Genomic DNA, 26,088 nt, shown 5'->3' on the forward strand with positions numbered 1-26,088 from the left:
GTATTTGTAGGAATTTAAATATTTGAAGATATCAAAATTTTGCCATTTCATATATAATTGTGTGGGGAGAAATATCTGTAACTATTTGTAAAAATAGGAGGCGACTATAAAAATGCAAGAAATTGCTAGATGGGATTTAAATCGCTTGTATTTGAATGAGGATATTCTATTTCCAATTTTGGAGTTGAAAGAGAAATATTTTGTAACAAAAGATGTAGAGGTTCTTTCAAAGCTAATACAAGCTATTGAGAAAACAGAATACTATTTGTACTGTAGATCAGTTGAAGAAAGTGTACCATCTGACCTTACTAAATTGACCGTGAAAGTGAAGGAACTAAAAAATGAATTACAGCAAGTAATAAAACATAATGAAGTGGAAACTTCAGATAATACTAAGTTAATAAAAGATGAGCTTAATGCTTGGGAAAATATGTACATACAATTACGGGATAGGATAGAAATAGAGCACAATAATAAACAATTATCCTTTGGACAAGCAAATACTATTGCAATGAATAGTGATAATGAAAAGGAAAGATTAGAAGTATTCGAGTTACTTACAAGTACTTTACATAAGGAAAAAGAAATCTTTGCTACTGTATTAAATCAAATAGGGAGATTGCGTAATGCAAAGAGTAATGAAATAGAAGATAGAGAGATTTTAACACAATCTTTTCATGCGAATGGCATTTCAGAAACTGTATTATTCCAAATGTGGAATGCGACAGAAGAAAACCTTGATAAATTAGTAAGTGCTTTAAACGTGTATAAGAAAGGAAAAGCTTCAATTACATGGCATGAACTTATGACGGTAAAGGAAAGTAATGAGATCATGATTCCTTTTTCAGTAGCAATACAAAACGTTTATGATGCATGTAAGAATATTGATGAAGAATTAGCAGAATTTGCACGTAATGCGATAGAAAGTGGTTGGGTAGATGCTGAACCGAGAGAGAATAAACCACCAGGTGGGTTTTGTGCTCCATTTTTCAGTGAGAAAGAATCGCGAATTTCCATTCGTTATGATGGGAGTATAGATAGTGTAAGAGTGCTCGCTCATGAATTAGGACATGCTTGGCATTTTTATAATATGAGTTTTGAACAATCTACATCTTTTTTAGATGATTATTTGCCAATGAGTACGGCTGAATCAGCATCTATTTTCTTTGAAACGGTACTCTTAAATTATCTAATTGAAACAACGGATAGTAAAGATATGAAAAAGTCATTACTTAGCTGGAAAATAAGAAATAGTTTTAATTATGTAATGGCAATACGAGCATCGTATCAGTTTGAAAAAACATTTTATGAAAAATGTAAAGAGGGTCCTTTAAGTGCTGATGAAATTGAGAAATTATCTATAATTGCACAAAAAGAAGCTTATGGAAAAGCTTTAAGTGAATACCAGCCGTTTGTATGGATGAAATATATTCAATTTTATATAGCAGATGTTCCTTTTTACAATTATCCATACACATTTGGATATTTAGTAAGTTTTAGCTTATTAGAAATAGCTCAAGAAGGTAAAAGTACTTTTCATTCGAAATATAAAGAGTTCTTACGAGAAACAGGAAAGGCTCCAGTAGAGGAGCTTATGAAAAAACATTTTGAAATAGATATAAGAAATTATGAATTTTGGAATAAAGCTTTTATTCAAATTTCTAAAGACATTGATGAATATTTGCAGCTTATGTAAGGGGAGAGTACAGTGGATCAGCAGTTTATAAAAGGTATACCTTTTTCAACTTTAGAATATGCAAAAGCTATAAGTTTATTAAAAGGTTGGCTACATGAACAACAAGAGAAACCAAGGTTTGTAGTAACTGCAAATCCTGAAATTGTTATGTCTGCAAAGGAAAATACGGAAAAATCAAAGGAGTTTAAAAAGATGTTACTATCTGCGGATTTAATAACAGCGGATGGGATTGGTGTCATAATTGGCTCGAAAATATTAAAAGGAACTTTGAAAGAACGTGTTACTGGGGCGGATTTAACTCACGATTTAATAAAATATTGTAACGACAATGAATATCGTGTCTTTCTTTTTGGAGCTGCGCCAGAAAGTAATAAAAAGGCATTAGAAAAATTAAATGAGCAGTTCCCAGGAGCACAATTTAAAGGACAGCATGGATTTGTAAATGGTGAAGAAATAGAAGAAATAAAAATGAAAATTAAGCAGTTCAAGCCGCATTTACTACTCGTAGGACTAGGTTCACCAAAACAAGAAGAGTTCATCTATGAAAACATACAAACATTAAACGTTCCGCTATCTATTGGTATCGGAGGCATGATTGATATAATATCTGGTACTGTAAAAAGAGCACCAAAAATAATGAGGGATACTGGAACTGAATGGCTGTATAGGTTACTCTCACAGCCGAAAAGATTAAAGAGACAACTTGTACTTCCGAAATTTTTATTATCGGTTATGTCTGAGCGGATTAAAGGGATTAATTAATAAAGGGGACTACATACATAAACAGAATCGGCATTATCGGAGCAATGCAAATTGAAATAGATTTACTTTTAAAAAAGCTAGTAATACAAGAAGAACAGACAATTGCGGGAATGCCATTTTATATTGGAGAATTCATGGGAACAGAAGTAATTATTACACGTTCTGGTGTAGGGAAAGTAAATGCTGCTGCATGTGTGCAAACATTAATTCATAAATTTAATGTAGACTCTATCATCAATACGGGCGTTGCTGGTGGATTACATCCAGGTGTAAAAGTTGGCGATTTAGTTATTTCAACTAACGTTACCCATCATGATTTTACATATATAAAAGAAAATAATTGTTCCATTTACATTGCTAGTAATGGTTTGAAAGAATATTTACGAGCAATCGTAACTTATTATGCTTTAGACAAGTGGGTGACAGAAACGTTTAGTATTGAACAAATACAATCGCTAAATAAAGGTGACTTAGTTAAAAGTATTATGAACCAATATGATATAAAAGAGGCAGCGGTAGTTGGTGACCGGCTATGTGATATAAATGCAGCGAAAGACAACGGTTTACTTGCAATTGGGTGCAATTTTGATTTTGCGCAAGAAGATGAACTTGCTCAGGCTGATGTAGTAATAGATGATTTAATGGAGTTGAAGGGGATATTACCTGCTGTACAGAGGTAAATAAAGTGTGTGCGTTTTTTGCCAAGTCCTATATGTCTTAGTTTATGGAGGGAATATGATTAAAAATAATTTTAAAATTAGTAATATTCCTGCGGTTTTATGGGGAGATAAGAGTGATAAAATTTTTATTGCAGTACATGGAAATATGTCAAATAAGGAAGATACAATTATTCAAATATTAGCTGAAGAAGCCAAACAAAAAGGTTATCAAGTATTAAGCTTTGATTTACCTGAGCATGGAGAAAGAAAAGATGATAATACGCCTTGCAAAGTACAGATTTGTGTTAGTGAATTATCTATAATTATGAATTATGCAAAAGAACATTGGAAAGAAATAAACGTGTTTGCATGTAGTATGGGAGCGTATTTTAGCCTTTTAGCTTATCAAAATGATGTGGTAGAAAAGGCATTATTTTTATCACCAGTAGTTAATATGGAACGAATTATCGAAAATATGATGAAATGGTTTAATGTAACACCAGAGCTTTTGCAAAAAGAAATGACTATAGAGACACCTATTGGTCAAAAGTTATATTGGGATTATTTATGCTATGTAAAAGAACATCCGATTAATACATGGAATATAGATACATATATTTTGTACGGAGCCAAGGATGAACTGTGTGAACTTGAAACTATTAACTATTTTACAGAAAAACATCGTTGTGAATTAGAAGTTATGGAGACGGGTGAACATTACTTTCATACCGAAGAACAGTTAAAGATATTTGAACAGTGGTTACACAAGCATATCGATTAACAAATTACAATTTATTTTGAACCTGTTAGAGAAGAATGAGAAATATATAAACTTATAGTATATTTGAGAGAATTTATAAATGGTGAATGTATACACTTAAACAAACACATGCTTTAATTCGATAAGAATTAAACAACTTTAAAGAGCCTTATCACACACTAGATTGTAGCAAGGCTCTTATATTTTCATAATAAAATTAATCAACTGTATTATCGATTTACATATGAAGTGAAGAATACGCACGCTATAAATTACATAAAGTAACAACCATAAAAATGCTCAGAATAAAAGATTCTCGAGCATTTTTATGTATTTTCATACTTAGGGGGAATGGACTTGAAAGATATACATATTCAACAAATAGAAAATTTAATGGAATATGAATTCAGTCATCTCGTTCAAGACAGTGAAGAAGAAGGTTTTAATTTCCTTATAAGGCTAATAAATGAATATAAAAACAAAATAAATGTATTCAATAAAACTGGAGAATGTTTATATGGTGTGTTCCAAGGTGATATGTTAATTGGAGTTGGAGGTTTAAATGAGGATCCGTACACAAAAGACAATAAGATTGGGCGGTTAAGGAGATTTTATATTTCAAGGGATTATCGGCGTATAGGGTTAGGGAACTTATTATTAAACCAACTATTATGTCATGCGGAAAAATATTTTGAAGTGATTGTTTTACATACTGACACGAAGCAAGGGGATGTGTTTTATACTGCGAATGGATTTGTAAAAGGGGGATTATATAAGGGATCGAGTCACTACAAACTATTATAGAGATTGCTATCCAAATAATAGCTACGAACAGGTTTTTTGTTGGTAAATCGATATATCTTAAAAATCGCTGATATATGAAGTTGCGATCCTTATATTAAAAGACAACTTTTATAATTTCATTTACTAAATTGTTATTATAAAAAAGAGCACCTTAGCTTTTAAAATTTAGCTTATAAGGTGACTCCTTTTCAGTCAATTACGTTTTAACGTTCATTTGTTTCAATAATAATCCTGGTTTACCTTTTACATAATAAAAATGCGGGTTATTTTCATCATCATAAAGCATAATATAAGGCTTTTCATTTAGTGGGAGCAGTATAAGTACTTCGTCTATTGTAGTGTGTAACCATTGATTAGTAATAGAAACCGGCTTAGATAATGGGATTTTTATCATATAGCCATCTTTTGGAACGACATTTAAGTTTTTAAATGGACCAGTAATTGCTTTAGCGTATTGAACTGCTTCTTTTTGGACTATTGGATCTAAAGATTGTTTTTGAATGACCATTTCTTTTTGACAATCAAATACTTCAATTTGTTGATTTGTATTTGCGAACGCATTTGTTGATAATAGAAATAGAAGAAGAGAAATGACCCCGATTTTTTTTATCATAGTACAACACCTCACCATTACTATCCCCTCAAAAGCTTTAAATATTTTTCTGTCACATTCATGTAACAAAGATGTTGTATGATACAATTGGTTTTTGTTTAAAAGCAATGGAGGAAAAAATATGAAAGTTTTAATTGCAGATGACGAACAAGATATGTTAAGGATTTTAAAAGCTTATTTTGAAAAAGAAGGCTTTGAAGTATTATTAGCGAAAGACGGAGAGGAAGCACTTCAAATATTTTATGATGAAAAAATTGATTTAGCTATTTTGGATTGGATGATGCCGAAACATAGTGGTATTACTGTCTGTCAGGAAATAAAAAAGAATTCAAGCGTAAAAGTATTAATGCTTACGGCGAAAAGTGAAAGTGAAGATGAATTAGCAGCGCTTCAAAGTGGGGCAGATGAGTACGTAAAAAAACCATTTCATCCAGGAGTACTAATTACACGAGCGAAAAAACTTATTCAGCATGATGATATTATTCAAGTACAAGATGTAAAGATAAATTTCGCCAAAAATAAAGTATATAAAAATGATATAGAGTTAGAAATTACAAAAACAGAGCTCGAATTAATAAAATGCTTTTTAAATCATAAAGGAACTATTTTAACTCGTAAAAAATTGTTAGACATTGTATGGGGATTTGACTATTTTGGAGAAGAGAGAACGGTTGATACACATGTAAGAAGGCTGCGTAAAAAAATTGGAGAAAATATTATTAAGACGCATCGTGGGCTGGGTTATAGTTTGGAGGAACAAAGTGAATAAACTTGGGAAAAAGCTATTTCTCAGCATTTCTTTAACCGTTATTCTTATATTTACAATTTCTTTATTATTAATTAACTTTCTCTTGCCGAAATATAATATTTATAAAACACGTGAAAACTTAAATGAATTTACAACTCAAATACAAAATGCGCCAGTCAATGATTTAGAAGATATTATTCATACAATTGAAAGTGAAAATAATGTTACAATTGCGTATACGCCAATTAATCAGTCAGAAGATGCTATGAACGACGCGTTACGCATGCAACTTACGAAAAAGAAAGTAACGTTAAATAAGCTTTGGATTACGAAAGACGAAGTTATGAAAGTGAAGACGGAAGGGCAATCGAATAAACTGTACGATCAAGGAAAGGTAAAAGCGAGTTTTTTTGCTAAATATATTGCGAAAGATGATACGATAATTTTAATTGGGACTTCCATTGCGAATTCAAATGAAATTATAAATACGTTAAATACATTTTACTTATATATCCTATGTTTCTCGCTCCTTCTTATTATTTTACTTGTGTGGATACTTTCAAAAATAATAACGACACCACTGAAAGAGTTAAGTGATGTGGCTCAGGATATTTCACATTTGCAGTTTAAAAGAACGAAAGTGAAAACGAATGATGAAATAGGAGAGTTGGCCAATAGTATTAATATCATGAGTGAAAAACTACATGAAGCACATCAAGACTTAACTGATCGTAATGAACATTTAAAACGATTTATGGGTGATGTAACGCATGAATTAAAGACACCGATCGCATTAGTAAAAGCATACTCTATGGGGATTAAAGATGGATTAGATGATGGGACTTATGTAGATACAATTATTAAACAAACAGATCAAATATCAAACTTAATTGAAGAACTATTACGATTTTCTAAACTAGAAAGAGATATTTTACAAAAAGAAGAATTCCCCATTGAACCACTGGTCCAGAGTATATTAGATAAGCATCAGATTGAACTGGATTCGAAAGAAATTAACTTGCAAGTAAATTGTAATACGGGCGATACAATCGTTTATGCAGATTTAAATAAAATGAGAATGGTGTTTCAAAATTTAATTTCTAATGCGATAAAATATACAGCAAATCAAAACATAATAATTACATTAGAAGATAGAAATAAAAGTATATATTTCCAAATAAAAAATGGCATTCCTACGGATAAAATTAAGGATATCGAGAAAATTTGGGAGCCTTTTTACGTACTAGAATCTTCTCGTAGTAAAGAAAAATCAGGTACAGGATTAGGTCTAGCGATAGTGAAAAGTATTTTAGAAAGGCATGGTTTTGAATATGGAGTTTCCTCTATAGATGGAGAAATTCAATTTTATATAAATGTGAAAAAGGACTAATGAAAATATTAGTCCTTTTTGCAGCTTTAGAGATTAGCGATACAGGATGAATCACCATAATTTTCAAAATTGATGTATTAAATGGAGAATTAGCAAATGTTCTACTTTCATTAAATTCACGTGAAGTTCACAGGAAAACGTTATATTTACATAGTTATATTTGAATTTAATGAAGTGAGGTATTCAGATTTGAAAAGAAAGAAATTAGTAATTGGTAGCATTTTAATGGGGATGACGTTATCTTTATCTGCATGTGGTTCATCAGATAATATTGTAACGACAAAATCAGGAAGCATTTCAGAAAGTGATTTTAACAAAAAATTAAAAGAAAACTACGGTAAACAGAATTTATCTGAAATGGTAGTAGAAAAAGTATTAAATGATAAATATAAAGTTACGGATGAAGAGGTAACGAAACAACTAAAAGAATTAAAAGACAAGATGGGCGATAATTTTAATACATATATGGAATCTAATGGTGTGAAAAATGAAGATCAGTTGAAAGAGAAATTAAAGCTTACTTTTGCTTTTGAAAAAGCTATTAAAGCAACCGTAACGGAAAAAGATATTAAAGATCATTATAAGCCAAAGCTTCAAGTTAGCCATATTTTAGTAAAAGATGAAAAGACAGCAAAAGAAATTAAAGAAAAATTAAATAGTGGCGAAGATTTCGCGGCAGTGGCTAAACAATATTCAGAGGATCCAGGTTCTAAAGAAAAAGGTGGGGAACTATCTGAATTTGGACCTGGTATGATGGTGAAAGAATTTGAGGATGCTGCGTATAAGTTAGAAGTTGGTCAATTGAGTGAACCTGTTAAATCTTCTTTCGGATATCATATTATTAAGCTAACGGATAAAAAAGAGCTTAAACCGTATGAGGAAGAGAAAGAGAATATTCGTAAAGAATTAGAACAGCAACGTATACAAGATCCTCAATTCCATCAACAAGTTACTAGAGAACTGCTTAAAAATGCAGATATAAAGGTATCTGATAAAGACTTGAAAGATACCTTTAAAGAGTTAGAAAAATAATAAATGGAATGTAAGGCAAGCGATAGAAATATCGGTTGTCTTTTTCTCTATTTATCCCGCTATTTGCCGGGCAGTAAGACCCCACCTCAAAATTCAGCGAAAGCAAAGAAGTGGCCCTGCTGATCGTAAACGCCCAATTGGTGAGGGCTGATTAAAGTTTCACTTTATAAAGAAGGAGGAAGTGGGAAAATACTTTCATACCTGCATCAAATTTTACTTAATAAGAAATCTTTGAGTTTCTCAACTTTTATATAAAATAAAACTGAATTTTCAGTTATTTTGTTATATAGTAAAAGAGAACGAATAAGGGGAGGGAACATTTTGAGTAAAAAGAAAATGGCAATTACACTGTCAGCAATGCTATCTGCAACAATTATACCTAGCTTTACTATGGATGTGCATGCAGAGAAGAAGGAAGAGACTAAAAGTACAAAAATTGAATTAGAAAATGGGATGACAAAACCGATTTATTCTCTCGATGAAGCTATTATCGAAAATTTATATGTAGAGACAGAAGTTGATAGTGATCGAGACGGTAAGAAAGACAGAGTATCGATAAAAGTTATGCGTCCAAAGACAGATCCGAATGTGAAAGTTCCTGTTATTTATGAAATGAGTCCATATCGATCTGGATTAAAAGATGTTCCTGTATATAATGTAGATGAAGAATTGTATGCGTATGAAGGAAAACCGTATGGAGCGGTTAATCTTGGTTCGTATGGGAACTATTACGTGCCAAGAGGTTATGCAGTTATTCTAGGCGAAAGTATCGGTACTGGAAAATCAGATGGATGCCCTACAACTGGAGATGAACAAGAGATACTCGGGACAAAATCTGTTATTGATTGGGTAAACGGTCGCGCGAAAGCATTTACAGAACAGGGTGAGGAAGTTCAGGCAAATTGGTCTACAGGAAATGTAGGTATGACTGGAGTTTCCTATAATGGTACTTTACCAAATGCTGTTGCGACTACTGGAGTCGAAGGTTTAAAAACAATTATTCCAATCGCAGCAATTAGTAGTTGGTATGATTATTATCGTGCAAATGGTGCAGTCATTGCTCCAGGCGGATATCAAGGGGAAGATACAGATAATATGGCAGAAGCAGTACTGACAAGGGAAAACCCTGAAGTTTGCGGACAAGTTATAAAAGAGTTAACGGCTGGACAAGACCGAAAAACAGGTAATTATAATGATTTTTGGGATAAACGTAACTATGTAAAAGATGCTAAAAATGTAAAAGCGAGTGTATTTGTTGTTCATGGTTTAAACGATTGGAATGTTAAAACAAAACAGTTCGCGCAATGGTGGGAAGCACTTGGAGAAAATAATGTTCCGCGTAAAATGTGGCTACACCAAGGTGGTCATGGTGGGACATCAAGTAATAACTGGCAGCAAACACAAAATAAATGGTTAGATTATTGGTTGTACGGAATTGAAAATGGAATTATGGATGAACCAATGGTTGATGTGCAACGAGAAAATAAAACGTGGCAAAAGATAAAAAATTGGCCAGATCCAGCGGCTGTACCTTCAAAAATCCGTATGTATTTAAGTAATAAATCAGTCAATTTACCATTAAGTATGGGAGCGGCTAATAAAGTTTTCTCATTCTTAGATGATGCACAAATGAAATCAAACCAATTAGTAGCAAACCCAGAATTAGAAGTAGCAAATCGATTAGTATATACAATGCCTGTACTGCAAAAAGATACGCGTATAAGTGGTACACCAAAGATTTCAATTACAGGAAATATTGATCGATCTGTATCAAATTTAACAGCATTACTTGTTGACTATGGAGGAGCGAAGCCGGAAATCGTAACGAGAGGCTGGATGGATCCACAAAACTTAAAGAGTATAGAAAATTCAACAGCGATTCAACCGGGCAAAGATTATACATTTACATGGGACATGCAGCCAGATGATTATGTATTTAAAGCGGGGCATCAAATCGGAGTTGTTTTAATTGCAAGTGATTATGATTATACAATTAGGCCGAAAGCTGGCACGAAACTTACAGTGAAATTAAGTGAAGTGACATTGCCGATTGTGAAATAAATATTTTTTCTAAAGAGCTTACTAAAGTAAGCTCTTTAATTTGTAGTCTGAATTTTTAATTTTTATATTTCAAATTGGAAGGTTATGTAATACAATATCATTATATTCTATGGAAAGTGAGTGATATATTATGACAGTCAGCTCTTTCGAAATATCATTAAAATCAGAGGTGCAGGAAGATTAGTTGAATTGAAATCTTCCGTACGTAAAAACGGAGGAGAAAATAAATGTTTAGCTTTTATAGTACACTTTGTACAGAACTGTATGATTACACAAAACCAGTCGGTTATTCTTTAAATGGTGATATTGAGTATTACAAAAAACGGTTAAAAGATTGTAGAGGAAGAATCCTCGAAGCCGCAGTAGGTTCAGGACGTGTCATCATTCCGCTTCTAGAGGCTGGTTTTAAAGTGGATGGGATAGATTATTCACCTGAAATGCTAGATTCTTGCCGTAAGCGCTGTAAAGAGAGAGGCTTACATCCTAATTTATATGAAGGAAGCTTGCAACAATTTTCACTTCCGCATAAATATGACGCAATTATCATTCCTACTGGATCTTTTTGTTTAATTGAAAATCGTGTGGATTCTATAAATGCATTGAAATGTTTTTATGAACATCTTAATCCAGATGGACGATTAATCGTAGATATTATGCTTCCGTATGACTGGAAGACTGGGGAAATTCATACATCGACTTTCTCTTTGCCGAGTGGAGACGGAATCACATTAGAAAATAAATCAATTGAAATAGATTGGCTGAACCAAGTTACTGTATCATATTTGAAATATGAAAAGTGGAGTAAAGGACAGTTAGTACAAACAGAACTACAACGCTTTGCGCTGCGCTGGTATGGAATAGAAGAGTTTAAACTTCTTTTAGAAAGTATAGGTTTCTCTAATATTACGTGCTCTGCTGAATATGATTATGAAAAAGAACCGTCAAATGCAAATCAAATGATTACTTTTGAAGCTGTGCGAAAAGAATAGAACTAAAACTATGAATAAAAAATAAGGCAATCGATTTAAAATCGGCTGCCTTATTTTTTATTTTATGTAATGGTTTATAGAGAAAGATTGGAGGGAAATAAATGAAACTTATATTAATATTTGGCCCACAAGCAGTTGGAAAAATGACAGTGGGGCAAGAATTAGCAACATTAACCGGTTTAAAACTTTTTCATAACCACATGACAATTGATTTAGTAAGTCCAATTTTTGATTACAGTACGAAAGAAGCAAAAAGACTAGTAAGTTTATTTCGTAATGAAATATTTGAAGAAGTATCTAAAAGTGATTTATCTGGAATGATTTTTACGTATATATGGGCATTTGACCTCCAAGCGGATTGGGATTATATACATCATGTAGAAAGTATTTTTGAATCAAAAGGTGGGACAGTGCATTTTGTAGAGCTGGAAGCGGAATTAGATGAAAGATTAGAACGAAATAAAAGCCCGAATAGATTAGAACATAAACCGAAAAAAAGAGATATTGAGTGGTCTGAAAATAATTTGAAAGAAACGATGAAAAAGCATAGATTAAACTCTCTTCATGGTGAAATTGAAAAAGAAGAGTATATAAAAATTAATAACACGTATTTGAGTGCAAAAGAAGTAGCGGAAATGATTAAAGAGAAGTTTCAATTGTGAAATTTTTGAAGTCTATTTCGTTTTCGTTGTCCAAGCATTCTCCTACTAATTACATATACTATTTATGTTAAAGTCGGCTACTATTTTATATAGGGCTGTTATTTTCCTATAAATGCTATTTTAGTGAAGTGGGAGGAATCAATTTGGAAAACGTAGAACAAGATAGAATTGAAAATCAAGTGTATTCAAATCGTGTAGTAAGATCAGAATTTGATTCGAATTGGGAAACTTGTATATCAAAGAGTGGTTATGTAATTTATGTAGCAACAAGTAATAATGCTGAAGTAATAGTGCTTCTTGCAGATGGTTCAAGTAAATTATTAATTTTCGAAAAAGGCGGTAAAGTAGTAGTTGGTGGCGGTGGAACAAGTCATTACAGTAAGCCGCATATTGCAAGAAATATTTAAGATAGAACATGTTAATTAAGAAGAAGCTGGAAAACGGTTGTCATTCATGTTTAGGGCATGATAGACGAACCGTTTTTTATTTGTTTATAAATTTAGAAGAACTTCATTGATTACAAATACATCAGGATGAGCAGCGAAATTAGAAGAAAACTTGGTGGGTAATGGTACAAAATATTATGTAGGTTTGCAAGAATCTTATAAGCGATATAAAAAAGCATTTCCTATTTGGGGAAACACTACTTCTATGTTATAGTATAATAGTGTTTTTAGATGGTGCTATTTTAATATATTTATAATTTTGTTATGTATTATTTTTATATTAAATAAGCGTCTAAAGTATTTTTTGATATAAGGAGTAATAATTAGAGAAATGAAAAATATAGACTTTATACTAGAAAGTGATGAGGCATTAAAACCGTCTGAACGATTAGTACTATTATTATTAGAGAAGCATAGAATGCTATATACGAACGATCTATTGGCATTATCAAATTTATCATATAAAACATTAACAGATTCATTAACGGCGCTAGTTTTAAAATCGTATGTGTTAAAGGAAACGGGTAAGGGAAGAAGACAGAACTGCTATAGATTAGTATGATAAGGCAGCTGTTTTAGAGACTTTTACATATGTTTTTTCAATCGTAAGGTGGAAGTGTGTTTTTTGTTTTCAAACGAAAAAATTACTATAAGAGGGGTTAAGATAGTAGCGTTTCATTTTTGTAAATGTAATTATTTCATCATTGAAAATACAAAAATGAAATAAACAGTATAAAAAAGAAATAAAAAAACAATCCATTTTAAAAAGGGATTGTTTTTTTATTGGAATAATATTATTTGATATGTTGAAAGCATGAATAGCAGAATAGACATTACCTGTTTTATTTTATGCAAATGAACAAATATGATGAAAACTATGTGTATAGTTTTTTGCTTGCTTTTTCAGTAACTCTAATGAAATTATGGTCTTCATTGTTTAAAGGCAGTATTTTTAACATTATTGCTATTCAGCATTAAGCACAAAAAAGTAATATATATAATATTATTATGTAAACTTAAGATTTTAAAAGGAAAATATAATAATTAATAGAACATGTAGAAGGAGATGCTTAAATATTTTGAAGGATGGGAGATTATTATGGAGCATTTACAATCAATAGCACAAGCTGTTATAAGTGGTAATAAGGAAAAAGTAGTGAAGTTTATAAAGGCGAGTCCAAGCATTGTTAACGAATGTAGTGAAGATGGCTGGACACCACTTCATTTAGCAGCTTATTTTGGACAGAAAGAAATAGCGAGTTTTCTTTTAGAAAGCGGTGCAGATATACATAGTAGAGCGAAAAATGAAAATGAAAATACACCTTTGCAAGCGGCAATTGCGAACAAGCAAAGTGAACTTGTCGCTTTCTTAATTGAAAAAGGATCAGATGTAAATATTATGCAAAGTGGTGGCTGGACAGGACTCCACGAAGCAGCATTATTAGGAAATGAAGAAATAATTATGTTGCTCCTTAAAAATGGAGCTAATAAGATGATTAAGAAAAATGATGGGAAAACAGCGTATGATATTGCATTAGAAAAAGGATATAATCACCTTTTACATCATTTGAAACAGGAAGTGAACTTATGATGAATAAATGGAGTGTTGGTATATTTTTATTTAATGAAGTAGAAGTGTTAGACTTTGCAGGGCCATTTGAAGTTTTTTCTGTAACTGAGGTGAATGAAGAAAAAACATTTACTGTTTATACAGTTAGCGAGAATGGGGAAATGATTACAGCAAGGAATGGATTGAAGGTACAGCCAGATTATAGTATTGAAAATTTACCACCAGTGGATATTTTAATAATTCCGGGTGGGCTAGGTGCTAGAAAATATGAAATAAAAAATGAAATAGTAATAAAATGGATTCGCCAACAAATGAAAGAAGTAAAGCTGATGACTTCAGTTTGTACAGGAGCGCTATTACTGGCGAAAGCAGGTTTACTGGAAGGTTTAAAAGCAACAACACATTGGGCTAGTATTGAAAAGTTTAAAAATGAGTTTCAAAATGTTGAAGTTATAGAAAATGTAAAGTTTGTAGATGAAGGACATATTATAACATCTGCCGGAATTTCAGCTGGAATTAATATGGCATTTCATATTGTGAAAAACTTGTTAGGTGTGCATGTTGCGGAGGACACAGCGAAGCGAATGGAGTATGATATTAGTTTGCCAAATTAAAAAGCCCGGATTGGGCTTTTTATATTGAATGAATATAGTTAAGCTCTTCATCACTCAAAATAGGGCGAACAGATGCATTTGCATTTTCTTGTGCTTGTGTTCCTGTTTTTGCACCAGGAATTACAACACTTACTGCCGGATGAGAGAGTACATAGCGAAGTGCAAGTTGCCCTAGGATCTGATTTTTATTTGAGAGCAGCCGAAGTTTCTCTACGGTTTGTAAGTCTTCTTGAAACCAAATTTCATTTGGCCAATCTTTGCGTAAATCTCCATCTGGAAAAATTGTTTTATTTGTGAATTTTCCAGTTAAAATGCCCATTTTTAATGGACCACGAATAACAGCTCCTAGATTTTTCTCTTGTAAGAATGGTAATATATCTTTTTCTGGTTTTCGATTTAATATATTGTAATCAAGTTGTACGATATCAATTTCGTTGTTGTTATTGAAATGATGAATGTATTGTAAATCATGAGTCGAAACACCGACTGCTCTTACTTTGCCATCACGTTTTAATATGTCAAATGCACGTAGAAATGCTTCTGTTTCTCTACGATTATGCCACCAAATATGACAAAAATAAAGATCAATATAATCTGTTTGAAGACGTTGTAAACTTGTTTCGAATACGGCGATGATTTTTTCGGGAGTATCATATACAGGAACTCCATTAGGGTCGTAGTGATGTCCGATTAAACCACCTTTCGTTGATAGGATAATATCATTACGATGTCCTTTAATCGCGGTAGCTACCAACTTTTCACTATGTCCTAAACCATACACATCCGCAGTATCAATAAAATTCACACCACACTCAATTGCTTTTTTTATAGCGGTTATAGATTGTTTATCGTTAACAGGTCCCCATTCATCACCACCGATTGCCCATGCGCCAAAACCTATTTCAGAAACAGTTATTCCAGTTTTACCTAATGTGCGGTAATGCATATTCCCCTCCTTGTAAGCATGTTATAACATGGATATGTGGGGAAGGAATTTTGTGTGTGAAAAAACTCTTCTACAATAGTAGAAAAAGAATTACAGAAACTACTATTTTATAGCAGCATGTATAAAAAAAATCGGTGTAAATATGGAAATGTCGTCGAATGCTATCTTTAATTGGTTAATTTATGGGATATTTTTGTGAAGGAGTTTATTTTATAAGAATAGAATTTAGTTTAGTAAGAAAACGTGCCGATGGTAGTGAAAAATATGGGTTAGGGGGATTTGAATGAGGAAACTCGAGCGAGTAAATGTTCCTAATATACCAGAGCAATTATCACAACCTAGTGACAAGCGTAGGATAAATAAAAAGAAGTTAAGGCGACTTATTTTAATGGTCCTTTTTATTGCGGCAACTACTCTATATGTTCAATATATTTTAACGAAACAACAAGAAGTAATTGATAAAAAGAAAGATACGATTACGGATCAAAAGAAGCAATTAGTATCTTTAAAGAAAGATAAAGATTCTTTAAAGACTAACATAGAAAATTTAACAGACGATGAGGAAGAAATTTTGAAGTTAGCGAGAAAAGAGTATCAATTTTCTAAGTCAAATGAAACTATATTTGTGATGCCAAAGTAATAAAAACAGTTAGCCATTGAACTGCACCCCCAATTGTTAGACACCGTCTAACAATTGGGGGTGCAGTTTTTTATGTATGAATGTCATGGTACAAGGAACAATCACATATTGTAGAAATGAAGAGTTTAAGCTATTTTCATAAATATGGAATATGCACTAAAATAAATGTTGTTAAAATTCTGTCAATTATATTATAATACAAGGTAAGCGGATACATTTTTTAATCAACGTTGAGTTCCTCGCTCATACGACTATTAAGAAACCCGTTATCCTCGTATAAGAAAGGAAGATAGCTGTGTACGCCTCAAATACAATTTATATCGTAGGGGATGCGAAAGCACCTCAAAATAATCCCATTACTGAAAAGTTTAAAAGCTATTTCGTAGCATTTATACTTGTTAAGGATACAGGGGAAATTGTAGATGCAGACTGCTCAGCGACAATTGCATTAACATCTCAATTTGTTAAATATTTATTTCTACATAAAAATATAAATGACCCGGCGTTAGTAATGGAAGTAAAGAACCGATATTTCGGTTCTTCTCAAAAAGCGTTACTTGTAGCGCTAAAAGATGCACAGAAAAAATATAATCAGATTGCTGCTTTGTCTACTCAATCATAGACAAAATCCAGCCGTAAGAATCATTCTTATGGCTGGATTTTTTTATTTCACATTATCGTCCTACATCAAAAGTGAACGAAAACAAAGTAGAGAGATAGAAGAGTAAATGCCCAATAGGTTTACCTAATAATCCGTGGGTATAAATCTCCGGTGGATTAAAATTTCACTTCATTGGAGAATGAAAGGATGAACAAAATGAAAATTACAGATGTAAAAGTAAATCGTAGACGTGTAAAACTGCATACACCGTTTAAAACCGCGCTTCGTACTGTAACAGAAATTGAAAGTATAGATGTTTATATTCATACAGACGAAGGAGTGATTGGTAAGGGGGCTGCAGCCGCAACGCCAGTTATTACGGGGGATTTCACCAGCGGAATGGAAGAAGCGATTTTAGGACCGATGCGTTCATGTTTAATTGGTCAAAATATCATTCAGTTTCAGCAGTTACTACAGGGCATTCAAATGAGTTGTATTGGAAATTCAAGTGCCAAAGCAGCGGTAGATATCGCTTTATATGATGTATATTGCGAATATCAAAATGTGCCGTTATATGCATTGTTAGGCGGGAAGAAAGAAATTCATACCGATATTACAGTGAGTGTGGATGAGCCTGTATTAATGGCAAAAGAAGCGAAGAAACATATAGAAAAAGGATTTCAAACATTAAAGATTAAAGTGGGTAAAGAGGCGCATTTAGATTTGGAACGTATTGAGGCAATTCGAAATGTGGTACCAAGAAATACGATATTACGTTTAGATGCGAATCAAGGTTGGAGTCCAAAAGAAGCGGTCTCTATTATTCAAGAGATGGAAAATCGTAATTTAAATATAGAATTTATTGAACAACCAGTACACGCGAAAGATTGGGATGGGTTAAAGTATGTCAAAGATCGTGTGCAAACGCCAATTATGGCCGATGAAAGTATATTTTCAGCAAGTGACGCATTAAAGCTCGTTCAAGGAAGATATGCAGACTTCATTAATATTAAATTAATGAAATGTGGTGGTATACGTGAAGCATGGCGTATTGCAGATATCGCAGAAACAGCTGGTGTGAAGTGTATGGTGGGCAGCATGATGGAATCTTCACTTTCCGTTAGTGCTGTTGCGCATTTAGCGGCAGCGCATCCTAATATTCATTATTTTGATCTTGATGCACCGCTTTGGTTAATGGAAGAGCCAGAAGGAATGACTTATTCTGGATCAAAGGTAAACCTTCAATCGACAGTGAATAGTAAGTCTTAGGAGAAGGGACTAGTAAACTATCTTTTAAGGGGGATAAATATGAAAAAAGTAGGAACTGCATTTTTAACAACTTTATTTATATTTTCATCGTTTACATCGGCAAATGCTGAAGAAAAGAAGGATAATAAAGCATTTATAGATGTATCTGCTGCAACGTTATGGACAGTACCTGATTCATTAAGGCCAATCGATACACCGAGTACAACAAATCCAGTGGATCTATGGAAATGGACGAAATCAATGACACTTGACGAGAAACTATGGTTAACAAATGCAAATAAATTAGAAACACAAGCGTTACTCGGTCAAGAAGTAACTGTTATTGATAAGAAAGGCGAATGGGTGAAGGTATTAGTGCATGGACAGCCAACACCCCGAAATGAAGAAGGTTATCCGGGCTGGATGCCTGAAAAACAATTAACATATAATCAAGAATTTGCAGATAAAACAAATGAACCTTTTGTCTTAATAACCAAACCAACAGCGATTTTATATATAAACCCTTCTGAAAAACATAAATCACTTGAAGTCAGTTATAATACAAGACTGCCGCTATTAAGTGAAGACACAATTTCATACCGTGTATTGTTGCCAAATGGGCAAAAAGCATGGATACGTAAAAATGATGGAACAGTTTACCAATCTCAAACTGATATTCCAACTCCGGCGGCCGATGATTTAATTAACACAGGGAAAATGTTTTTAGGATTACCGTATATATGGGCTGGTACAAGTGGTTTTGGATTTGATTGCTCTGGCTTCACGCATACGATCTATAAATCGCACGGCATTACAATTCCCCGAGATTCTGGACCGCAATCAAGAGCAGGAGTTGCAGTTGATAAAGAAAATCTACAAAAAGGAGATTTAATTTTCTTTGCACATGATCAAGGGAAAGGTAGTGTCCATCACGTCGCAATGTATATTGGTGATGGCAATATGATTCACTCACCAAGAGCTGAAAGATCGGTAGAGATTATACCGCTAAATACACCAGGATATATAGAAGAATACGCTGGTGCTCGTCGTTACTTACCTTAAAAATAGAGGGGGTTTTTAAATGAAAAAAGTTGTTCGTTACTCATTAGTTAGTACTCTATTAGTTTCTTCATTTTTAGTTGGCTGCGCAAAAGAAAAAACTGCAACAAAGCCCAAAGATGAGAAGAAAGTATTACAGTTACTAGAAACGGGTGAAATTCCGTCGTTAAATTCAGGGAAAGTAACAGATGCAGTCTCGTTTAACGTTTTGAATAACGTAATGGAAGGACTATTTCGTCTATCGAAAAATGATGAAGTAATTGAAGCCGGCGCACAAAAATATGAAGTGAGTAAAGATGGAAAGACATATACATTCCAATTGCATGATGCGAAATGGTCTAACGGAGATCCAGTAACCGCCCATGATTACGTATACGCTTGGAAGCAATTGATTAATCCAGATACAGCTTCTCAATATGCATACATTGCGTACGATGTAAAAAATGCTGAGAAGATAAATAAAAAACAACTAGGTCTAGATGAATTAGGAGTAAAAGCGAAGGATGATAAAACATTCGTCGTAGAGCTAGAACATCCTGTACCGTATTTTACGAAATTATTAATTTTACCATCCTTCTATCCAATTAACGAAAAATATGCGAAAGAGCAAGGTGATAAATATGGATTAGAAGCAAATAAAGCGGTATATAATGGACCGTTTACATTATCAGAGTGGAAGCATGAAGCTAGCTTTACAATGAAGAAAAACGATAAGTATTGGGATAAAAAAGAAGTGAAGTTAGATGAAGTAAACTATCAAATTGTAAAAGAAATTTCAACTGCGGTAAATTTATATGAAACAGATAAAGTTGATAGAGCTGTTATTTCTACAGAATTCGTAGATAAATATAAAAATAATAAAGAGCTAAAACAATATACAGATCCAGTTATGTACTTCTTCCGATTTAATGAAAATGTACCGATTCTTAAAAATAAAAATGCACGTCTTGCGCTAAGTACAGTTTTTGATAAGAAGGGACTCGCAGATTCATTTTTAAATGATGGATCGGTTGCAGCGAACTATTACGTACCAAAAGGATTTTTAAAGGGCCCAGATAAGAAAGATTTTAGAAGTACGTCTGGTGAGTTTAATAAGACAAATGTAAAACAGGCGAAGGAATATTGGGAGAAAGCAAAACAAGAGACAGGTACAAATGAAGTGACTTTAGAATTATTAAATTATGACTTAGAAAACTTTAAAAAAGTTGGAGAGTACATTAAAGAGCAGCTTGAGAAAAACTTACCAGGATTAAAAGTGAATGTGAAATTACAGCCGCATACGCAAAAATTAGCACTTGAGAAGAAGAAAGAATATGAAATGTCGTTATCACGCTGGTTACCAGATTATCCAGATCCAATGACTTACTTAGAAGTATTCCTTTCTGGAAGCAGTGTTAATAATACAGAATATGCAAATCCAGAATATGATGCATTAATTAAGAAGATTAAAACAGAATTAGGTAATGATGAAAAGGCTCGCTGGAAAGCAATGCAAGATGCTGAAAAAATGCTACTTGATGATGCAGTAATTGCACCGGTATTCCAGCGTGGATTATCTTACTTACAAAAACCATATGTGAAAGATTTATATGTACATCAATTTGGTCCAGCTACAATTTTAAAATGGGCAGATTTACAAAAATAAAAGAATGGGGAAACAGACTTCACGTATGTGATAGTCTGTTTTTTCTTATTTAAAGTTAGAAAAATAGTTCATGGTATAATTTATTAGTCTGTAAACAGTATTTGAAGGGAAAATGATGTCTATGTTTGAAGAAGAGAAAGTAATTTATACAAAAAGATTATTTATGAGGAAACCAATTGTAGAAGATATTGATCAGTTTTATAACATATTAAAAAAAGATACTGTTGGCAAATGGCTGGCTAAATCAAGAGGAATGTCGAAGGAAGAAACAAATGATTATATTGGGCAACTTATCTTACATTGGGAACAGTATGACTTCGGGGTATGGTTGTTATTTAATAGTGAAACAGGAAAGCTTTTAGGACATTGTGGTTTAAGAAAGGTAGATGAAACAGGTGAAATAGAAATTATGTATCTTCTTGACCCAGAACATTGGAGGAATGGGTATGCATTAGAAGCAGCAGAGGCTTCCATTAAATATGCAATAGAGACTTTGAATGTAACAAGAATAATTGCTAGAGTTAAAGTAGCAAATGAGAGCTCGAAAAAACTTTTACGAAAGCTCGGGTTTATATATACTCATGAAGTTGATCATAGCGGGCGCTTATTATCATATTTTGAACTCCATACATCATCCAAAGAATTCTAGACATTTCATATATTTTTTCATTGTTAAAAAATAAAATTATTACTAAAATTCCAGTGTGAAATTTATGTAGAATCTTGTATAATTAACATGTTTCTATGGAAACATTTTCTTGCGCTATTTATATAGGGCTTAATAGAACAAGGAAGGAAATACATACATGTATATAATAGATAAATAGAATGGAACATGTATAGAGACAAAGGAGAGAAAAGATGACGTGTCAAAAACAAGGGTTACAATTTAATAACGATAGAAAGAGGGACAGAAGATGAAAATGAAGCATGCTTTTGGTCCTATAATTTTAGCGTGTGTGCTTTTTTTCATTATCATTCTAATCCCATCGAAAAGTTTAGTATCGCTTATTAGTGATAAGAAGGTAGAAGATGCGGCAACTTCTTTACAAAAAGAGAAATTACAAAGTGTTTTCTTACAGCAAAAAATGTTAGAGAATTCACAGTATTTACCGATGTACGGTTCATCAGAATTTTTACGAATGGATGCATATCATCCGTCTAATTATTTCAAAGTAAATCCAGCTGGTTTTACACCGTTTTTAATTGGAACTGGTGGTACACAAAGTTTAGCTCATATTTTAAATATGACATCTACTATGGATGAATTAGAAGGTAAAAAAGTAGTGTTTGTTCTTTCACCACAATGGTTTACAAAGACTGGTGTATCACAAGGGGATTTCACTAATAATTTCTCCAAACAACAAGCATATCATTTTATTTTTAATGATGAGATAAATCCAGGAATGAAGAAGCAAATCGCGAAACGGCTATTAGATTATAAAGTTGTTCAAGAAGATGATATATTAAAAAATTCATTAGAAGGTATTGTATATAATGATACGAAACATAACATAAAAGCAGGTTTAGTTAAACCACTTGCTTATATGCATCGAAATATTTTAGATCATAGAGATTTATTTAACTCTTTATTTAAAATCGAACCGATGAAAGAGAAAACAAATATCGGACTTCGTTCAATTTCTTGGGAAGACGCACGTAAACACGCAGAACAAGAAGGGAAAGCAGAGTCTACTACAAATACATTCGGAATTGAAAATCCGTATTATCATAAAAATAATCTGAAGAAAAAACTAAAAGGTTTAAAAAACTTTAGAGCAAATGAAACATATGATGAATCACCAGAATACGATGATTTACAAATTATTTTAGATTTATTTAAAGAGAAAAATGTCAAACCACTCTTTATTTCTGTACCTGTAAATGGGCCTTGGTATGATTATACTGGCTTCCCGAAAGAACGCCGTGAAGTGTATTATAAAAAAGTTCGAGAGCAGGTTGAGAAAGCAGGATATCCAGTAGTTGATTTCTCTGGTCATGAATATGATAAGTATTTCTTAAAAGATACGATTCATTTAGGCTGGAAAGGTTGGATTTATTTTGATGAAGCAGTGCAAAAATTTAATTCTGAGAAATAAAGTATAGAAATCGGAATGGCTATGAGCCGTTCCGATTTTTTTAGTATAGAGGATTTTGGTGAGGACAATTTGGGAATGCATGTATATCTTGAATCTGTCTATAATCATAATGTTTCATTGCGAACTGGGCTTGATAAGGTATTCATACACATATAATTGATCATCATGCGCTGAACATAATACACCAGAAGTTCCTTGCCCGTTCATGAAAGAAATGCCGATAGGACGTCCGATTAAGTATTGTATTTTTTGCTGCCAATGCATAGGGGAATCACTCCTTTTTGAGATAATATACGAAAGAAATGATTGAATGGTTGCTTATCCATATAAATGTAGATGGAAAGGTGTTATATAATTCCTGAAGATTAATATAAATAAAAAACCGCTATAATTCTGAATTTATAGCGGCTTTTTTATATTCTTAAGCAAGATTTTTACGCTTTTTTGTCCATTTTTTTATAACGAAGTATAAAAGTATAAGTACGACGCCACCAATTGCGAATGATTTCACATACGGACCAGCAATATCGTTAATATTTTCCCAATTTTCACCTAGTTTTTCACCTAAATAAATGAAAATAATAGACCAAGGGATAATCGCAAGTGCTGTTAGTGTAGTGAAACGTAGTAAAGGCATTTTTGTAATACCAGCAGGAATTGAAATCGCATGACGCACTACTGGAATGAAGCGTGCTGTAAAAATGACACCAGTTCCGTAACGATTAAACCAATCTTCTGCAGCGTCTATTTGCTTTTTATGTATGAAAATATATTTTCCATAACGTTCTAATATAGGGCGTCCACCATATCGTCCAAGCCAATAAATAAAGATTTGGGCAATAACACCGCCAATTGTACCGAATACAACTGCGCCTATAAATGAGATACTTCCATTGAATACTAAGTATCCTGCATAAGCAAGGACAATTTCACTTGGGATAATCTCAATCATAAGTCCAAGCATAATGCCCCAATAACCTAATCCTTCAAAAAACGTTAATACTGAATGAATAAAACTACTTAACATTGTTGCACCTTCTAGTTTATGAATTTTTGATTATAAGAACCTTTTATTTAATCGCATAAAAGGTTCACCATATGTAGATTATACCTTATTTGCATAGGGGATTGCTATTTCAATTCTTTTATGTCTCTCATAAGTATTATAGTAAAGTATATAAGCCACGTTTTCATGAAGGGTTAATGAAAAGATTATTAAAAATTTCTCATAAAAAATAGAAGCATTTCTGCTCCTATTTTTTAAGGCTTGACATCTAAGTTCTGTAAAAATAAAGTTGCTGTTACGTAACGCTTTGCTAACATTTGTACATAAGCGGTATGTACAGAAAGGGTCGCAATAATAATAGCGTTACGAATTGCTTCGCGTTGTTCGTTATTAATTTGATCGAACTTACTTGCGATTTTATCAGCTTTTTCTTTTACGATGTTTTCAATTGTATGAACGGTATCTGTTGCATTTAATTGTAAGCAATTCCCTTGATTGAGTTCTTCAAATAGAGAAGAGTATGCTACATATAAATGAACAGGATTGATTAAATCATCACTTCGATCAGCTGGGTCATTTACAATAAGGCGTAATAGCTTACGAATGGATTCAAAATCAAGTGCTGTTTTTAAATCTTCGACAATAAATAGTAAGGCTGCTTGTTCAATTGAATATTTTTTTCCTTTTTGAGGAGAGCCAATCATTTCTTTTATATCTCGTTTCACCCAGTTTTGCATAGCAGTTACAGAGAAACTTGTGTTTTCAATCTGATTGCCAAGCGCAACTATTTCATTTAAAGAAAAACCGACATCAGTATCGTCAATTTTAATCAGCTTTTCAAAAATAGGTGAAAGTGCGGTAGTAATAAAAGCTGTAACGCTTTGTCCGCTTTCAATATCTTTTTTATGTGACTTTGCCCAAGCTTCTTGTAAAATACCGAGAGGCTTTTTCGTATTCCATCCTCTTAGTGATAGAAGAAGGGTAGCCATTTCGTTTCGTGTGAGATGAAATGTTTCCATCTTTTCACCTCCAAAATAATAAAAAGTTCTTATGAACTTATAATATGTTTTGTTTCATTTAAAGTCAATTCTGTTTTGCTTAATTTTTCCTTTGTGACCAAACTGTTGAAAGTAAATAATACTTGCATATTTCGACAAAAGTTCATATAATAAGTTCATAAGAACTTTTAAAATGTTCTTAAAAACAAATCTATCATTCTGAATTTACTAGAAAGATAGATTTCACATATATCTATATAAAAGGAGAATGGATATAATATGTTGAAAAAACTTGTAGCAGTAATGACAGCATTCATGGTTATCTTTGGGGCTAGCAGCTTTATGTTCGTAGATCATGCAGCAGCGAAAAGTTACAAATCTGGTAAAAAATCATTTACACCAAGTTCAGGTCAAAAGTCAAAAGTTGATTTAAACAAAAAAGACTCAAATGTAAATTCTCAAAAAACGACTCCAGATTCAAAAACGAAAGCAACAAACACGGCACCAAAAAGTAATAAAGGAAGCTTTATGAAAGGTTTATTACTAGGTGGTCTTGGTGGTTTACTAATGGGTAGCTTATTTGCAAATATGGGAGCTCTTGGTTCTGTATTAGCATTTATGGTAAATATGTTAGTAATGGCTGGTATCGTAATGTTAGCAGTTCGTGCATTTAAATACTTCAAAGACCAACGTAAGAAGAAGGCAGATGAAGTAGCATGGAAACAATAAAAATTTCTGAACAAGAGCTTATAAATGCGCTTTGTATATATATCGCTGAAAAAAGACAAGTGGGTCCAGAAGAAGTATTAGTTGAACTCATGTATGATGACGACTACGGTTTCTCTGCGGAAGTAGAGGTAAATGGTCGCCAGCAAATTTTAATTCAAGCAAACTTAATCGAAGCTTTACGCTTATTGCTTGACAGAGAATATAATGTCAATCCATTCGCAGCGAGATTACAACTTGAATTAGATGATGAAGAAGGCATTTACGCATTAGCGAAATTTAATAACTCAGATGAGTAGAGAAGAGAGCTGTTG

Annotated in this window: 27 protein-coding genes and 3 pseudogenes; 25 read left to right on the top strand and 5 right to left on the bottom strand. The window is 32.7% G+C overall.

Annotated features, from left to right (window positions below; genetic code table 11):
* Positions 1-112: 112 nt before the first annotated feature.
* From QCI79_RS26275 to QCI79_RS26295, 6 genes and pseudogenes are all read left to right on the top strand, one after another.
* Positions 113-1,696: a M3 family metallopeptidase gene (locus QCI79_RS26275; RefSeq protein ID WP_001155355.1), complete on the top strand. Its 1,584-nt coding sequence runs from the start codon at positions 113-115 to the stop codon at positions 1,694-1,696.
* Between the two features lie 12 nt (positions 1,697-1,708).
* Positions 1,709-2,458 carry a WecB/TagA/CpsF family glycosyltransferase gene (locus QCI79_RS26280; protein WP_000372655.1) on the top strand — a complete coding sequence of 250 codons (750 nt, stop codon included), beginning with the start codon at positions 1,709-1,711 and terminating at the stop codon, positions 2,456-2,458.
* 44 nt (positions 2,459-2,502) lie between these two features.
* Positions 2,503-2,721, top strand: a pseudogene (locus tag QCI79_RS35060) (phosphorylase family protein); the annotation flags it as partial.
* A pseudogene (locus tag QCI79_RS35065) lies at positions 2,710-3,138 on the top strand (nucleosidase); the annotation flags it as partial. The pseudogenes QCI79_RS35060 and QCI79_RS35065, both read left to right, overlap by 12 nt.
* A gap of 55 nt (positions 3,139-3,193) precedes the next feature.
* Complete coding sequence (locus tag QCI79_RS26290; protein WP_000594618.1) at positions 3,194-3,898, top strand: alpha/beta hydrolase; 705 nt, start codon at positions 3,194-3,196, stop codon at positions 3,896-3,898.
* 330 nt (positions 3,899-4,228) lie between these two features.
* Entirely contained in the window at positions 4,229-4,681 is a 453-nt protein-coding gene (locus tag QCI79_RS26295; protein ID WP_003284535.1) for a GNAT family N-acetyltransferase, read from the top strand.
* Between the two features lie 196 nt (positions 4,682-4,877).
* On the opposite strand, the gene QCI79_RS26300 is transcribed toward QCI79_RS26295, so the two are convergent.
* Positions 4,878-5,294 (bottom strand): hypothetical protein, encoded by a 417-nt coding sequence (locus tag QCI79_RS26300; RefSeq protein WP_000591761.1) that lies wholly within the window; start codon positions 5,292-5,294, stop codon positions 4,878-4,880.
* A 121-nt stretch (positions 5,295-5,415) separates the two neighbouring features.
* Here QCI79_RS26300 and QCI79_RS26305 point away from each other — a divergent pair, with 121 nt between their 5' ends.
* The 10 genes from QCI79_RS26305 to QCI79_RS26350 all read left to right on the top strand — a co-directional run bounded on the left by QCI79_RS26305 (position 5,416) and on the right by QCI79_RS26350 (position 14,806).
* Positions 5,416-6,063, top strand: coding sequence for a response regulator transcription factor (locus tag QCI79_RS26305; protein WP_000865979.1), 648 nt, complete (start codon positions 5,416-5,418; stop codon positions 6,061-6,063).
* The gene (locus tag QCI79_RS26310; protein ID WP_001037250.1) at positions 6,056-7,432 is read left to right on the top strand and encodes a sensor histidine kinase; all 1,377 of its coding nucleotides are present in this window, start codon (positions 6,056-6,058) and stop codon (positions 7,430-7,432) included. The genes QCI79_RS26305 and QCI79_RS26310 overlap by 8 nt, the downstream gene beginning before the upstream one ends.
* Before the next feature lie 189 nt (positions 7,433-7,621).
* Complete coding sequence (locus QCI79_RS26315) at positions 7,622-8,464, top strand: peptidylprolyl isomerase PrsA (protein ID WP_002101055.1); 843 nt, start codon at positions 7,622-7,624, stop codon at positions 8,462-8,464.
* A gap of 321 nt (positions 8,465-8,785) precedes the next feature.
* A complete protein-coding gene (locus QCI79_RS26320) occupies positions 8,786-10,525 on the top strand; it encodes a Xaa-Pro dipeptidyl-peptidase (protein WP_000038300.1) in 1,740 nt (579 codons plus the stop codon).
* Between the two features lie 227 nt (positions 10,526-10,752).
* Positions 10,753-11,514, top strand: a complete 762-nt coding sequence (locus tag QCI79_RS26325) for a class I SAM-dependent methyltransferase (protein WP_000490928.1) — start codon at positions 10,753-10,755, stop codon at positions 11,512-11,514.
* A gap of 101 nt (positions 11,515-11,615) precedes the next feature.
* On the top strand, positions 11,616-12,176 hold the full coding sequence (locus tag QCI79_RS26330) for an AAA family ATPase (RefSeq protein WP_000767061.1): 561 nt from the start codon (positions 11,616-11,618) through the stop codon (positions 12,174-12,176).
* 143 nt (positions 12,177-12,319) lie between these two features.
* Complete coding sequence (locus QCI79_RS26335) at positions 12,320-12,583, top strand: hypothetical protein (RefSeq protein ID WP_000432429.1); 264 nt, start codon at positions 12,320-12,322, stop codon at positions 12,581-12,583.
* Between the two features lie 370 nt (positions 12,584-12,953).
* Positions 12,954-13,184, top strand: a complete 231-nt coding sequence (locus tag QCI79_RS26340; RefSeq protein ID WP_000789031.1) for a hypothetical protein — start codon at positions 12,954-12,956, stop codon at positions 13,182-13,184.
* 537 nt (positions 13,185-13,721) lie between these two features.
* Entirely contained in the window at positions 13,722-14,213 is a 492-nt protein-coding gene (locus QCI79_RS26345) for an ankyrin repeat domain-containing protein (protein ID WP_000400681.1), read from the top strand.
* The gene (locus QCI79_RS26350) at positions 14,210-14,806 is read left to right on the top strand and encodes a DJ-1/PfpI family protein (protein WP_000981432.1); all 597 of its coding nucleotides are present in this window, start codon (positions 14,210-14,212) and stop codon (positions 14,804-14,806) included. Before QCI79_RS26345 ends, QCI79_RS26350 begins: the two co-directional genes overlap by 4 nt.
* 19 nt (positions 14,807-14,825) lie before the next feature.
* Here QCI79_RS26350 and QCI79_RS26355 read toward each other — a convergent pair whose 3' ends face one another.
* Positions 14,826-15,752: an aldo/keto reductase gene (locus QCI79_RS26355; protein WP_000559356.1), complete on the bottom strand. Its 927-nt coding sequence runs from the start codon at positions 15,750-15,752 to the stop codon at positions 14,826-14,828.
* A 283-nt stretch (positions 15,753-16,035) separates the two neighbouring features.
* On the opposite strand from QCI79_RS26355, the gene QCI79_RS26360 reads away from it, so the two are divergent.
* The 7 genes from QCI79_RS26360 (at position 16,036) to dltD (ending at position 23,044) form a co-directional block, all read left to right on the top strand.
* Positions 16,036-16,392 carry an FtsB family cell division protein gene (locus tag QCI79_RS26360; protein WP_001228371.1) on the top strand — a complete coding sequence of 119 codons (357 nt, stop codon included), beginning with the start codon at positions 16,036-16,038 and terminating at the stop codon, positions 16,390-16,392.
* A gap of 295 nt (positions 16,393-16,687) precedes the next feature.
* On the top strand, positions 16,688-17,014 hold the full coding sequence (locus QCI79_RS26365; protein WP_000271312.1) for a DUF3870 domain-containing protein: 327 nt from the start codon (positions 16,688-16,690) through the stop codon (positions 17,012-17,014).
* Between the two features lie 186 nt (positions 17,015-17,200).
* Positions 17,201-18,262, top strand: a complete 1,062-nt coding sequence (locus tag QCI79_RS26370; RefSeq protein WP_001038457.1) for a dipeptide epimerase — start codon at positions 17,201-17,203, stop codon at positions 18,260-18,262.
* Positions 18,263-18,301: 39 nt separating this feature from the next.
* Positions 18,302-19,303 carry a C40 family peptidase gene (locus tag QCI79_RS26375; RefSeq protein WP_000755430.1) on the top strand — a complete coding sequence of 334 codons (1,002 nt, stop codon included), beginning with the start codon at positions 18,302-18,304 and terminating at the stop codon, positions 19,301-19,303.
* A 19-nt stretch (positions 19,304-19,322) separates the two neighbouring features.
* Complete coding sequence (locus QCI79_RS26380; protein WP_021728597.1) at positions 19,323-20,945, top strand: peptide ABC transporter substrate-binding protein; 1,623 nt, start codon at positions 19,323-19,325, stop codon at positions 20,943-20,945.
* A gap of 115 nt (positions 20,946-21,060) precedes the next feature.
* Positions 21,061-21,594, top strand: coding sequence for a GNAT family N-acetyltransferase (locus QCI79_RS26385; RefSeq protein WP_000061613.1), 534 nt, complete (start codon positions 21,061-21,063; stop codon positions 21,592-21,594).
* Between the two features lie 268 nt (positions 21,595-21,862).
* Positions 21,863-23,044, top strand: coding sequence for a D-alanyl-lipoteichoic acid biosynthesis protein DltD (gene dltD, locus QCI79_RS26390; RefSeq protein ID WP_000782305.1), 1,182 nt, complete (start codon positions 21,863-21,865; stop codon positions 23,042-23,044).
* Positions 23,045-23,084: 40 nt separating this feature from the next.
* Here the strand turns inward: dltD and QCI79_RS26395 are convergent.
* The 3 genes and pseudogenes from QCI79_RS26395 to QCI79_RS26405 form a co-directional block, all read right to left on the bottom strand.
* Positions 23,085-23,308, bottom strand: a pseudogene (locus QCI79_RS26395) (hypothetical protein).
* A 157-nt stretch (positions 23,309-23,465) separates the two neighbouring features.
* A complete protein-coding gene (gene uptA / locus QCI79_RS26400) occupies positions 23,466-24,071 on the bottom strand; it encodes an undecaprenyl phosphate transporter UptA (protein ID WP_000952913.1) in 606 nt (201 codons plus the stop codon).
* A 233-nt stretch (positions 24,072-24,304) separates the two neighbouring features.
* Positions 24,305-25,069 carry a DUF1836 domain-containing protein gene (locus QCI79_RS26405; RefSeq protein ID WP_000447231.1) on the bottom strand — a complete coding sequence of 255 codons (765 nt, stop codon included), beginning with the start codon at positions 25,067-25,069 and terminating at the stop codon, positions 24,305-24,307.
* 258 nt (positions 25,070-25,327) lie between these two features.
* Here QCI79_RS26405 and QCI79_RS26410 point away from each other — a divergent pair, with 258 nt between their 5' ends.
* Positions 25,328-25,777, top strand: coding sequence for a hypothetical protein (locus QCI79_RS26410; protein WP_000914478.1), 450 nt, complete (start codon positions 25,328-25,330; stop codon positions 25,775-25,777).
* A complete protein-coding gene (locus tag QCI79_RS26415; protein WP_000447747.1) occupies positions 25,765-26,073 on the top strand; it encodes a YxcD family protein in 309 nt (102 codons plus the stop codon). The genes QCI79_RS26410 and QCI79_RS26415 overlap by 13 nt, the downstream gene beginning before the upstream one ends.
* The last annotated feature ends 15 nt before the right edge of the window (positions 26,074-26,088 follow it).

Origin of the sequence: Bacillus cereus group sp. MG1, assembly GCF_040460035.1 — a bacterium.
GTDB lineage: Bacteria > Bacillota > Bacilli > Bacillales > Bacillaceae_G > Bacillus_A > Bacillus_A cereus.